Below are 12,660 nucleotides of genomic sequence, written 5' to 3'. Positions count from 1 at the left end.
TCTAATAAACGCCAAGACAAGGTAATCCATGAATAGCAGCACGTTCTTCACACCCGCCAAACTCGGCAACCACACCCTGAAAAACCGTATCGTCCTGCCGCCCCTCACCCGCCAGCGCAGCACCCAACCGGGCAACATCGCCAATGAACTGATGGCCGAGTATTACCAACAGCGCGCCGGCGCCGGTTTGCTGGTCACCGAAGGCACGCAGATTGAACCGCGTGGCCAGGGTTACGCGTGGACGCCGGGCATTCATACGCCTGAACAAATCGCCGGTTGGCGCAAAGTCACCGACGCCGTGCATGCCGTGGACGGGGTGATTTTTGCCCAGTTGTGGCACGTCGGCCGTGTCTCCCACACCGCGCTGCAACCCGACGGCGCAGCGCCGGTTTCGGCCTCCGCCGTGGCTACCGATCGGGTCAGCGTGTTTATCGAAACCGCGCCCGGTGCCGGTGAACTGGTGCCACCGTCGGCACCGCGTGCACTGAGCACCGACGAAGTGCAGGAACTGGTTCAGCTGTACATCCAGGCCGCACGCAACGCCATGGACGCCGGTTTCGACGGCATCGAATTGCATTGCGCCAACGGTTATCTGGTGAACCAGTTCATCTCCGCCCACAGCAATTTGCGCGACGATCAGTACGGTGGCTCGCTGCACAACCGCCTGCGCTTTCTCAAGGAAGTGGTCGGCGGCGTCGCCGAGTGCATCGGCAAGGAAAAAGTCGGCGTGCGCTTCGCCCCGCTGTTCACTACCACCGATGAAGCGCGTACCTATTTGGGCATGGTCGAGGAAAACCCGCACACCACCTACATCGAAGCGATCAAAGTGCTGCAGGACGTGGGCATCGCCTATCTGTCGATCGCCGAAGCCGATTGGGACAACGCGCCGGCGATGCCACAAACGTTCCGTCAGGCGGTGCGCGACACCTTCAGCGGCGCGATCATTTATGCCGGGCGTTACACCGCGGAATCCGGCGCGCAACTGCTCGATTCCGGGCTGGCAGACTTCGTCGCTTTCGGCCGCCCGTTCATGGCCAACCCCGATCTGCCGGCGCGGATTGCCAATGACTGGCCGTTGAATGCGTTGAATCCGGCGACGGTGTATGGCGGCAACGCCGAGGGCTACACCGACTACCCCGTTTATCCCGGCTAAGCCTTTCCACGCGGCGTCAAGCGCTCCCGCAACAGCGGGAGCGTTCATCCGAGTCGGAGTGCAAGCCCTTGTGGGAGCGAGCCTGCTCGCGAAAGCGGCGGGTCAGTTACTCACAATGTTGAATGTGACGACGCCTTCGCGAGCAGGCTCGCTCCCGCAGGGGGGATGTGAATATTCGCCGCACAAAAACCTATACACAGACTACAATCTGTACAACTATCTGGACTTAACATGTAAACGTCCATTCGGCAGCTCGCTGCTCACTACGCTGAATCCGTGAAATGAACAAAACCCATCGGCTGTGCCTCGTTCTGGGTGACCAGTTATCGTTTGATCTGGCTTCATTGGCAGGTCTGGATCGCAAACAGGATCGTGTGCTGCTGGTCGAGGTCATGGAAGAAGCCAGCCACGTTGCTCATCATCCGCAAAAGATCGCCTTGATCTTCAGCGCCATGCGTCACTTCGCTCAGGCGCTGGAGAACCAGGGCTTCCAGGTGCAGTACGTGACCCTCGACGACCCGCACAACAGCGGCTCGGTGCCCGGCGAATTAAAGCGCTGGCAGGCGCTGCTGCAAGCGAACGAGGTGCACCTGACCGAATGCGGCGACTGGCGTCTGGAGCAATCACTGAAGGATTGTGGCTTGCCAATCCACTGGCATGCCGACAGCCGCTTCCTGTGCAGCCGCGACGAATTCCGCGCGTGGGCCGCGGGCAAGAAGCAGTTGCGCATGGAGTTTTTCTATCGCGAGATGCGCCGCAAAAGTCGTCTGTTGCTCAATGGTGACGGTACGCCGGTCGGTGGCGCCTGGAACTTTGATGCCGACAACCGCAAACCCTTGCCCAAGACGGTAAAGGCGCCCTACCCGGCGGGTTTTACCAACGATGCAATCACCCTCGAAGTTCTCGCACTGGTCAAAGATCGCTTCGCCAGTCACTACGGCAGCCTCGATGATTTCAACTATCCGGTGACCCATGCCGATGCCCAGGCACTCTGGGCCTGGTTTCTCGATTACGCCCTGGCCGGCTTCGGCGATTATCAGGACGCCATGGCCAGCAACGAGCCGTTTCTGTTCCATGCGCGTATCAGCGCTGCACTGAACATTGGCTTGCTCGATCTGCGTCAACTCTGCAGTGACGTGGAGTCGGCCTATTGGTCAGGCAACATTGCCCTGAATGCCGCCGAAGGTTTCATTCGTCAATTGATCGGCTGGCGCGAATATGTCCGGGGCGTTTACTGGCTGCACATGCCCGAGTACGCCGAGGGCAATGCCTTCGGTAACACGCGGCGCCTGCCAGAGTTTTACTGGACCGGCGACACAAAGATGAACTGCATGCGCCAGGCCATCGGCCAAAGCCTCAAACACGCCTACGCCCATCACATTCAGCGCCTGATGGTCACCGGCAATTTCGCCCTGCTCGCCGGCATCGCGCCAAGCCAGATCTGTGAGTGGTATCTGGCGATTTACATGGACGCTTTCGATTGGGTCGAGCTGCCCAACACCCTCGGCATGGTCATGCACGCCGACGGCGGTTACCTCGGTTCCAAGCCTTATTGCGCCAGCGGCCAGTACATCAACCGGATGTCCGACTACTGTCGCGACTGTGCCTACTCGGTGCGCGAAACCACGGCCGACAACGCTTGCCCGTTCAATGCGTTGTACTGGCATTTTCTGATGCGCCACGGTGACCTTCTGCGCGGCAATCAGCGCATGGGCATGATGTACAAAAACCTTGATCGCATGTCGCCGCAAAAGCAGGAGGCTTTGTGGCAACGCGGGCAAGGGCTGCTCGACAGGCTGGATCGCGGCGAATCGCTATGAAAACGCGTGAGCCTTGATCCCCGTGCAACTAAAACATGAGGCCCCGGGTCAATGGCTCACAAACCTTGTGAAGCAGATGGCTTGAACACGCCAATTGAACGCAGACCAACAATCAACGCATGAAGGGTGAATATCCTGAAACAGCTTACTCGCGAGGAGCTTGAGTCTGAGGTCACGCGCCTGCGCCTGGCTGTCAAGGCAACCTGCGACGCCGTCTGGGACTGGGATCTGCAAACCAACCAAGTCATCTGGAACGACTCGCTGCAACAGGCGTATGGCTACGCATCAACCGCCATAGAACCGACGTGTGACTGGCGCTTTTCGCAGATTCACACGCAGGATCGCTCGCGCGTGACAACCTCGATTCGCTCAGCGATTGACGGCTCTGGCACGACCTGGAGCGCTGAGTACCGCTTCCTCTGCCACGATGGTTCATACGCCGAAGTGCTTGATCGCGGACACCTGATCCGCAATGCCGATGGCAAAGCCGAACGCATGATCGGGGCGATGCTCGACCTGACTCGCTCGCGCAGCGCCGAAACCGCACTGCGCCAGAGTGAAGAGCGCTTCAGCACCATTCTGGAAACCATCGAGGCGGCGTTCGCCATCGTCAAAGTCAAATTCGACGCCGACGACCAACCCATCGACTATTTCTTTGTCGAGGCCAACCCGGCGTTCGAGCGTCAGGCCGGGGTCAACCTGCGGGGCAAGTGGGTCACCGAGTTTGCGCCCAACCTGGAGAAATTCTGGTTCGAGACCTACGGCCATGTGGCCAAGACCGGCGAGCCAGCCAACTTCGAGAACTACGCCAATACTTTCGAACGCTGGTTCGACGTGCGCGCCGTGCGCGTCGGCGACCCGGCCGATCGGCAGATTGCGATCTTCTTCAGCGATGTCACCGAGCGCCGCGACGCGCAAGAACGCTTACGCATCAGCGAAGCCGTCGCTCGGGAAAACATCGAACGAGTCCAGCTCGCCCTGGCCGCCGGCGCCATTATCGGCACCTGGCACTGGCACCTGCCCAGCGATCGCTTCAGCGTCGATGAGGCCTTTGCCCGGGTTCTCAACCTCGATCCGGCGTGGGGCCTCGACGGTCTGAGCCTGGAACAAGTAGTGATGACCGTGCACCCCGACGACAGGGAAGGACTCACAACCGCGATCAACGAAGTCATTGCCCGTGGAGGTGCCTATTCGCACCAATACCGAGTGCGCGGTGCGGATGGCAAATACACCTGGATTGAAGCCAACGGACGCGTCGAATGCGCCGAAGACGGCACGCCTTTACGCTTTCCCGGCGTGCTCATCGATGTCGAAGACCGGCGCAACGTCGAAGCCGAGCGCGACCGGGTCACCGCCGCGTTAAAGACGCTCAACGACACATTGGAACAACGGGTCTCGGCGCGCACCGCAGAGCTGATGCAGGCCGAGGAGAAGCTGCGGCAATCGCAGAAAATGGAAGCGGTCGGGCAACTCACCGGCGGCCTGGCCCATGACTTCAACAACCTGTTGGCCGGCATTTGCGCCGCCCTTGAACTGATGGAAAAACGCATTGCCCAAGGCCGTCTGAACGACATCGACAAATACATGCTGATCGCCCAGGACGCGGCCAAACGCGCGACGGCCCTGACCCACCGCCTGCTGGCCTTCTCCCGGCGACAGACCCTCGATCCTCGGCCAACAGAAGTCAACGCACTGATTGCCGGCATGAGCGAACTGATCCAGCGCACCGTCGGCCCGAGCATTCGTCTGAAGACGGTCGTCGCTGCCGATTTGTGGCCGGCGCTGGTCGATGCCAGCCAACTGGAAAACGCCCTGCTCAACCTGTGCATCAACGCTCGCGACGCGATGCCCGATGGCGGCAGCATCACCGTCGAAACCGCCAATCGAACCCTGGATGCTGAATCAGCGCGCATACGGGAAATGCCCGAAGGGCAATACCTGTGCCTGTCAGTCGCCGACACCGGTACCGGTATGAGCGCTGAAGTGATCGCCAAGGCCTTCGACCCGTTTTTCACCACCAAACCGCTGGGCCAGGGCACCGGGCTCGGGCTGTCGATGATCTACGGTTTTACCAAGCAATCAGGCGGACAGGTGCGGGTGCAATCGACCGTGGGTCAAGGCACGACCATGTGCGTTTACCTGCCGCGCTATGTCGGCGAAACGCAACGCAATCACGATGACACGCAAAGCTCCGCAACGCCTCATGCCAAGGCCGGCGAAACCATCCTGATTGTTGACGACGAACCCAGCGTTCGCACGCTGCTCAAGGACGTGCTGAACGACCTCGGCTACAACCTGCTCGAAGCGGCCGACAGCGTTGAAGGTCTGGAAGTCCTGCGTTCCAGCGCGCACATCGATTTGCTCATCACCGATGTCGGCTTGCCCGGCGGCATGAACGGCCGGCAGATGGCCGATGCGGGCAGGCAAATCAGGCCGAAACTGAAGACTTTGTTCATTACCGGGTATGCGGAAAACTCGGTGATCGGTAACGGTCAACTCGGCCCGGGCATGCAGGTGCTGACCAAGCCCTTTGCTGTCGACACCCTGGTTTCACGGGTCACTGGCCTGCTGTGCATCAACCTCGAATAAGGGTTGCACAGGGGACGTCATGAATCTGTTGCGCCCCGCCATCTTCGCTTGATACAGCGCCTGATCGGCGCACTCGATCAGGCCGTGCACCGGGTCCAGGTGCACACCGCGCGCGGTAGCGATGCCGATGCTCAGGCTCACGCGCGTCACGGGGCTGGCGGGATGGGCAATATCTGCTTGCTGCAAGCGCTCGATAATCAACTGCGCCACTACCGCAGCGCCGCCAATGTCGGTATCGGGCATGATCACGGCGAACTCTTCGCCACCGTAGCGCGCCACCAGATCCGACGGCCGCCGCACACACGCATCCAGCACATTAGCGACAGCCTGCAGACAGGCGTCACCGGCAACGTGGCCAAGCGCATCATTGAAGCGTTTGAAATAGTCGATATCGATCATCAGCAAGGCCAGCGACGATCCGGCGCGCTGTGCCCGCCGCGCCTCTGAAGCCAGGGTTTGATCAAAGCAGCGCCGATTCGCCAGCCCGGTCAGCGCATCCTTCATCGCCAACAGTTCCAGCTGTCGATTGGAACCGAGCAACTGCTGCTGAGCGATGCGCAGTTCGCCTTCCACCTGGGTCCGGCGCCGAATATCGAGGATCAAGCACCAGCCGATCAGACCGGTGAGCCCCAACAGCCCCGCCACCACCACAGCTGACAACAACGCTTCCGTGCGCCACGCCGTGAGCGCTTCACGCTTGCCGATGGCGACCGTGGTGATCAGCGGCAATTTCTCGCTTTTGCGGAAGGCGTAGAGGCGCTCGACACCATCCAGGCTGGAGGTATAAGACGCGGTGCCGACCGATTGATCGACCAGGTACTTGGCGTAAATCGGCGACTTGGAAAAGTTGCGGCCCATGTCCTGGTCGCGGAAAGGGTAGCGAACCAGCAACGTGCCGTCGGTATAGGACAAGCCGATGGCGCCGTCCTGGCCGATGTCGAGTTTGCCGAACAGGCGCAGGAAGTTTTCCACGCCCAAGGTCACGGCCACGACCCCGGCAAACTCGCCGCGATCATCATTGAAACGGCGGCTGACGGTGATCACCCATTCCTGATTGGAACGGCTACGGATGGGTGGCCCGATAAAAGGTTCGCGGCTCGGGTCGTCACGATGATGAATGAAGTAGACCCGATCACTGCTGTTGGCCCCCGCCGGGATCGGTCGATTGGACGACATCAGCCAATGACCCTGACGGTCATAGATGGTGATCCCGCTCATTTGTGGCATCAACGGCTGCTGGCGGTTGATCAGCGCACCCAAGCGCTGGATCTGCGCGGGGCCACTGCCTTCGGTTTCCAGGCGTTCGACCAGCCCGAGCAACAGCAGCGAACTTTGCCGGACAATGCCCTCGGAATAGGTCTCCAGTGCCTGGGTCAGGTTCAACCCGTGCACGTTGACTTCCTCCAGCGCGCGATCGCGCGAGGACAGCACTTTCCAGATGGTCAGCGACGCCAGAGAGCAGCCGATGACCAGCAGCAAGAGGATGACGAGGTGGGTATCACGCTTCACGAAAGTACCTAATGGAAAGTCCGGTTTCCGGTTCCGGCCGTTACTGATTCAAGGCAATAACAGCGGTCGTATGTCCTCGACCGGCGCAAGGATACAAGTAGCGCGCCGAACGTGCAGCAACCGTATGACGGAACGTCGTTTTCAGCCCCTTGGCGTTGTTTCGCAACGACACGGCGGCGGCCTGCAACTTATATTCGTGGCCGCTGGTCATTAGGCTTGCTGAGGTTGAATCCATCCGCAAACCTCAAGTATTGAAGATACCGCCGTGGCCGCTGACCTCGATCGCCGCAACAACCTGTCACTGGACAGCCTGAACTTTTTCCTTGCCGACGTGCGCGACGGTCTCGGCCCCTATCTGGCCATTTACCTGTTGGCGGTGCATCACTGGGAGCCGGCGAGCATTGGCCTGGTGATGACCATCGCCGGGGTCGCCGCACTGATCACCCAGACACCCGCCGGCGCCTGGGTCGACAACAGCCGGCGCAAGCGTGCGCTGATTGCGATCGCCGCGCTGCTGGTAACCGGCAGTTGCCTGCTGCTGCCGTTCGTGACGTCGTTCACGTGGGTGGCGTTGACGCAAACCCTGAGTGCGATGGCCGCGTCGATATTCGCCCCGGCCATTTGCGCAATCACCTTGGGCATGACCGGGCCACGAGCGTTTACGCGCCGAACCGGGCGCAACGAAACCTTCAATCATGCCGGCAATGCCTGCGCCGCCCTCCTCGCCGGCGTGTTCGCGTATCTGTTCGGCCCGGTGGCGGTGTTCTACCTGATGGCGGCCATGGCGCTGGCCAGTGTCATCGCTATCGCCTGCGTTTCGCCAGCAGCCATAGACCATGATCTGGCACGCGGACTGGATCCGGCCGACGCCGGGCATCGCCAGCCTTCCGGTTTGTCGGTGCTACTGAGCAACCGGCCGCTATTGCTGTTCGCCATTTGCTGTGCGCTGTTCCACCTCGCCAACGCGGCGATGTTGCCGCTGGTGAGTCAAAAACTCGCGCAAGCCAATTTGCAGATGGCCACCCCGCTGACCTCGGCCTGCATCGTCGCCGCGCAACTGGTGATGGTGCCGGCGGCATTACTGGTCGGGGCGAAAGCTGATGTGTGGGGACGCAAACCGCTGCTGCTGGCCGGTTTTCTGATCCTGCCCTTGCGCGGTGTGCTCTATACGCTGTCGGACGATGCTTACTGGCTGGTCGCGGTGCAGCTGCTCGACGGCGTCGGCGCCGGTCTGTTTGGCGCCTTGTTTCCGATCATGGTCAAGGACCTCACCCAGGGCACCGGCCACTTCAACGTCAGCCTCGGCGCACTGACGACAGCCTTCGGACTCGGTGCGGCACTGAGCAACGGCCTCGCCGGATTCGTCGTGCAAGAGGCTGGTTACAGCGCGGCGTTTCTGACCCTGGCTGGGATTGCGGCGGTGGCGGTTGTGTTGCTTGGGGTCGGGGTGCCGGAAACCCAGCGCAACGCTCGTCAGGCTGAAAGCGGTGTGATTGAGGCCAGCGCTGAATCCTGAGCGTAATCCATAGCCGTCCCTGCCCTCTCATCGCTGCCATATCGCGTCTGCGCGGCGTTAAAAATCCAGATTCAGTGGATCAGGCAAGCAATCCAGAGGAATGCACTTCGGCGCTGAGGCGCTGATCGAGAGAATGTTCGTGCACAGGCTCAGACGAATAAACCCTCAATCGCAAGGACATTCCAGTGAAAGGTTTTTGCTTGGCCTTCGGGCTGCTCTTCAGTACTTTTTCAGCCATGGGAGCCGATATGTCGAACGGCGCAGACAACTTCTACACCAGCAATAAAGTGACCGTGGAAAAGGTCACCTTCAAGAACCAGTACGGAATGAAGGTCGCAGGCAATCTGTTCAGCCTGAAGAACCTCGACCCACAGTCAAAAAATGCCGCGATCATCGTCGGCCACCCGATGGGCGCAGTGAAGGAGCAAAGTGCCAATCTCTACGCGACCAAAATGGCCGAACAAGGCTTTGTCACGCTGTCGTTCGACTTGTCCTTCTGGGGCGAAAGCGAGGGCCTGCCACGCCAGTCGGTTGCGCCGGACATTTACGCCGAAGACTTCAGCGCGGCGGTGGACTTTCTCGGCACTCGCCCACTGGTCGATCGCGAGCGTATCGGCGTCATCGGTATTTGCGGCAGCGGCAGCTTCGCCATCAGTGCCGCCAAGATCGACCCACGTTTGAAGGCGATTGCCACCGTCAGCATGTACGACATGGGCGCCGCCAACCGTAACGGCCTCAAGCATTCGCTCACGCCAGCGCAACGCCAATCGATCATTGAACAGGCGGCGCAGCAGCGCAACGCGCAGGCCTGGGGCGGCCCGGTCCGCTACACCGGCGGCACACCGCTGAAACTCACCGGCAACGCGGTGGGTGACGAGTTCTACGATTTCTACCGCACCCCGCGTGGCCAGGTCACCCCGACCGGCGCTTCGCCGCAGACCACCACCATGCCGACGCTGGTCAGCAATGTGAAGTTCATGAACTTCTACCCGTTCAATGACATCGAGAGCATCTCCCCGCGCCCGCTGCTGTTCATCGCCGGTGCTCAGGCGCACTCCCGCGAGTTCAGTGAAGACGCGTACCAGCGCGCAGCCGAGCCCAAAGAGCTGCTGATCATTCCAGGGGCCGGCCATGTCGACTTGTACGACCGGGTCAACCTGATTCCCTTCGCCAAATTGACCACGTTTTTCAGCCATAACCTGAAGTAACGTCATCGCAACGCTGCCAGCGCTTTAAAGCGCAGACACGACAAAGCCTGCTTTTCAGGGCAGGCTTTTCGTTTGCAGCACGTCAGCTTACTTCTGCTGAGCCGTCAGCGCCGAGTAGCTGTTCATCAGGTTGCGGTAGTTAGGGATCCGCTGCGACAGCAGATTGCCCAAGCCTTCAATGTCGTTGCGCCAGTCGCGGTGCAGCTCACAGGCCACCGAGAACCAGTTCATCATCTGTGCGCCAGCCTGGGTCATGCGGCTCCACGCGGCTTGTTGCACGGTGGTGTTGAAGGTGCCGGACGCATCAGTCACCACAAACACATCAAACCCCTCCGCCAGCGCCGACAAGGTCGGGAACGCTACGCAGACATCCGTGACCACACCGGCAATGATGATCTGCTTGCGCCCGGTAGCTTTGATCGCCTTCACAAAATCTTCGTTGTCCCACGCGTTGATCTGACCTGGACGAGCAATGTATGGCGCATCCGGGAACATCTCTTTCAGTTCCGGCACCAGCGGGCCGTTCGGGCCTTGTTCGAAACTGGTGGTGAGGATGGTCGGCAGTTCGAAGAACTTGGCCAGATCGGCCAGGGCCAGCACGTTGTTCTTGAATTCGTTGGGCGAGAAGTCCTGCACCAGAGAAATCAGGCCGGTCTGGTGGTCGACCAGCAGCACGATGGCGTCGTCTTTGTTGAGGCGGTTGTAGGTTGGAGTGGTCATGGTGGGCGTCCCTTTTCAATGTTGGAAAGTTGTTGTTGCGTTCAAGTTGTGTACAGGTTACTGACGCATCGAAAAGGGATAAATCGGTTGAAACGCGTTTCACCGTCAACCTGAACAGGACAATTCAGTCACAGGACCCTCAGCGTTTTCATCCTCAAGCCAACAGAGCCGCGGTTATTAGCTAATAACACCTTCATTAAACCGTCGCTCAAACGTTGTACTAGGATAGGATCCAAGTCTGCCGTATTTCGTCGACCAAGGAGATAGTCGACAGGGCGGCAGATGTTTATGAATTAACGTCTCTCAGGGATGACACGCATATGAATTCACACTTGTTCCCCCACATCGGCAAGGTCATCGCCAGCACCGGCAGCCGGCACTTTCCGCGCATGCTGCATGACCTGATCCTGACGCAACTGGCGGTGGACGCCACGCATATCCGGCAGATGCGCGTCGAACCGGTGAGCCGCGCGTCGAGCCGCAGTGAGCCGGAGCCGCTGAAAGAGCCGGCCCTGCTCGCCGAAACGGTGTTTTCCGAACACAGTGCGGCGGCCCACCATTTACAGAGTCCGCCGGCCGCGACCAGCGCGGACGCCTCGCAACTGCACCTGACCCGGCGCAAGGACGGCTACCGCTACGTGATTTCGGTGTACCGCAACGGCGAGTCGCAGCGTTTTTCCGCGCAGGAGCGCAGCCTGTTGCAGGACATTTCTCCGGTGCTGTTGCCAATGGTGGAAAAACACATCAACGCCCTGCAACCGGCCAGCCTTGAACCACAAACCCCGTCCGAAGCAGCCGAAGGCAGCGGCCTGGAAACCTTGCGCCTGCGCTTTGACGAGCGCCTGGTGCAGTTGGGGCTGAGCCTGTCGAACCGCGAAACCGAAGTCTGTGTCGGCCTGCTCGCCGGGCGCACGGCGCCGGAGCTGGCTGAACAATTGGCGTTGAAGGTCAACACCGTGGAGAGCTACTTGAAACGGGCGGCGATCAAATTGGGCATCAGCGGGCGGCATTCGTTGATGCGCTGGATGTATTCGCCGTTGGAGACGTTGGCGTCGAGTGCGGCTTGATACACCGGGATTGAGGGTTTCGGTTTTTTGGGTGTGTCAGTGAGATTTCCCCCCTCACCCCAGCCCTCTCCCCCAAAGGGGGCGAGGGGGAAGGGAGCCGATCTCGGTTGAATTCGAAACTGAGTTCGACTTTTGAGCCGATCTTTGTGCTGTTCAAAACCTGAGTTCGACGCGATATTTCAGGTCGGCGTAGCTCGAAAGAACATCTCGGTCAGTCCCCTCTCCCTCTGGGAGAGGGTTAGGGTGAGGGCACTCCCGCGACGTGCTCCAAAGCCTAACCGGCGGATCGGATGTCTTGGACATAAGCTCAAACTCCTTCTGCGCAGCGAGGGAGCAGGCTCCATCGCGCGGCAGTTTCGCAATTAGTTGGGCAAGCGCTGATTGTCGAGGACGCGACTCACCACCAATTCACTCAACATGATCACCTGCTGCAGGATCAGCATCTTTTTGCGGTGAGGACTGTCGACCAAGTCGGCAAGGTCGCGGGCCATGTCACTGGCCGATGACAACGATTCGTAGGCTTCAACGAGCAGGGTTTCGTCGTCGATGGTGGGGTCGATCAGGTAGATCTTGCCGGTTTTGCGAGTGGGTTTTGAGGTTTTGAGCGCGGAAGGGTTGAGGTAGAAATTGATCGCCCGCTCTGTAGCCTCTTTGATGTTTTGAGGTTCGAGCGCGGCGTCGTAGGGGATTGGATCGGTATCTGGTGGGTTGGGTGTGGCTTTGAACATAGATAAAGTCTCGTATCGAAATTAACCGGAGCCATCACTTTCGCTACCAAACGAAGGTGGCGGCCATGCGCGGGTTGGTAGACCGGTCGATACGGAAACCCGGCGCTCATGAATGAGCCCCACGCATGTCCACCATATAAAACGCAGCCGCAAAAAGAGACTGCATCAGGTGGCGCCATACGGCGGTACCGAAGCGGGCTACCAAACCCGATCACTGATTTGCAGTGACAGGCAAACGATATATCCCGACCCATAGCCGCGTAAGCCGGCGGATTCTGGCGTACGCGTAGGTAACGACGCAAGGTGTTGTAGGCGGCATGACGTAACGGGTCGTGTAATTTAAACGCGCT

The 12,660-nt window shown here is 59.8% G+C and carries 9 protein-coding genes; 6 read left to right on the top strand and 3 right to left on the bottom strand.

Translation table 11 applies throughout. From position 1 onward, the window contains the following. Positions 1 to 28 precede the first annotated feature (28 nt). The 3 genes from M5G26_RS12865 (at position 29) to M5G26_RS12855 (ending at position 5,562) form a co-directional block, all read left to right on the top strand. On the top strand, positions 29 to 1,153 hold the full coding sequence (locus M5G26_RS12865) for an alkene reductase (protein WP_273915576.1): 1,125 nt from the start codon (positions 29 to 31) through the stop codon (positions 1,151 to 1,153). Between the two features lie 281 nt (positions 1,154 to 1,434). Continuing rightward, positions 1,435 to 2,973: a cryptochrome/photolyase family protein gene (locus M5G26_RS12860; RefSeq protein WP_273915574.1), complete on the top strand. Its 1,539-nt coding sequence runs from the start codon at positions 1,435 to 1,437 to the stop codon at positions 2,971 to 2,973. A 126-nt stretch (positions 2,974 to 3,099) separates the two neighbouring features. Beyond that, positions 3,100 to 5,562, top strand: a complete 2,463-nt coding sequence (locus M5G26_RS12855; protein WP_273915572.1) for a PAS domain-containing protein — start codon at positions 3,100 to 3,102, stop codon at positions 5,560 to 5,562. On the opposite strand, the gene M5G26_RS12850 is transcribed toward M5G26_RS12855, so the two are convergent. Further along, positions 5,524 to 7,071 (bottom strand): sensor domain-containing diguanylate cyclase, encoded by a 1,548-nt coding sequence (locus M5G26_RS12850; protein WP_134177819.1) that lies wholly within the window; start codon positions 7,069 to 7,071, stop codon positions 5,524 to 5,526. The two genes, M5G26_RS12855 and M5G26_RS12850, sit on opposite strands and share 39 nt — an antisense overlap. Before the next feature lie 265 nt (positions 7,072 to 7,336). On the opposite strand from M5G26_RS12850, the gene M5G26_RS12845 reads away from it, so the two are divergent. Together M5G26_RS12845 and M5G26_RS12840 are read left to right on the top strand one after the other, a co-directional pair. Further along, a complete protein-coding gene (locus M5G26_RS12845; RefSeq protein WP_273915571.1) occupies positions 7,337 to 8,587 on the top strand; it encodes an MFS transporter in 1,251 nt (416 codons plus the stop codon). A gap of 185 nt (positions 8,588 to 8,772) precedes the next feature. Beyond that, a complete protein-coding gene (locus M5G26_RS12840; RefSeq protein WP_273915570.1) occupies positions 8,773 to 9,795 on the top strand; it encodes an alpha/beta hydrolase in 1,023 nt (340 codons plus the stop codon). An 87-nt stretch (positions 9,796 to 9,882) separates the two neighbouring features. Here M5G26_RS12840 and ycaC read toward each other — a convergent pair whose 3' ends face one another. After that, positions 9,883 to 10,515, bottom strand: coding sequence for an isochorismate family cysteine hydrolase YcaC (gene ycaC, locus M5G26_RS12835; protein ID WP_007916011.1), 633 nt, complete (start codon positions 10,513 to 10,515; stop codon positions 9,883 to 9,885). 320 nt (positions 10,516 to 10,835) lie between these two features. On the opposite strand from ycaC, the gene M5G26_RS12830 reads away from it, so the two are divergent. Next, positions 10,836 to 11,582 carry a helix-turn-helix domain-containing protein gene (locus M5G26_RS12830; protein WP_273915569.1) on the top strand — a complete coding sequence of 249 codons (747 nt, stop codon included), beginning with the start codon at positions 10,836 to 10,838 and terminating at the stop codon, positions 11,580 to 11,582. 362 nt (positions 11,583 to 11,944) lie between these two features. On the opposite strand, the gene M5G26_RS12825 is transcribed toward M5G26_RS12830, so the two are convergent. Next, the gene (locus M5G26_RS12825; RefSeq protein WP_095118446.1) at positions 11,945 to 12,310 is read right to left on the bottom strand and encodes a DUF6124 family protein; all 366 of its coding nucleotides are present in this window, start codon (positions 12,308 to 12,310) and stop codon (positions 11,945 to 11,947) included. Between the last annotated feature and the right edge of the window lie 350 nt (positions 12,311 to 12,660).

The organism is Pseudomonas sp. TNT2022 ID642 (genome assembly GCF_028656995.1).
Classification (GTDB): Bacteria; Pseudomonadota; Gammaproteobacteria; order Pseudomonadales; family Pseudomonadaceae; genus Aquipseudomonas.
The sequence above is the reverse complement of the archived record's forward strand: the minus strand, read 5'-3'. Positions and strand labels throughout refer to the sequence as shown.

Coding starts and splice junctions, on each gene's coding strand:
- M5G26_RS12860 (WP_273915574.1), top strand. CDS start 1,435: ATGAACAAAACCCATCGGCTGTGCCTCGTTCTGGGTGACCAGTTATCG.
- ycaC (WP_007916011.1), bottom strand. CDS start 10,515: ATGACCACTCCAACCTACAACCGCCTCAACAAAGACGACGCCATCGTG.
- M5G26_RS12825 (WP_095118446.1), bottom strand. CDS start 12,310: ATGTTCAAAGCCACACCCAACCCACCAGATACCGATCCAATCCCCTAC.
- M5G26_RS12830 (WP_273915569.1), top strand. CDS start 10,836: ATGAATTCACACTTGTTCCCCCACATCGGCAAGGTCATCGCCAGCACC.
- M5G26_RS12865 (WP_273915576.1), top strand. CDS start 29: ATGAATAGCAGCACGTTCTTCACACCCGCCAAACTCGGCAACCACACC.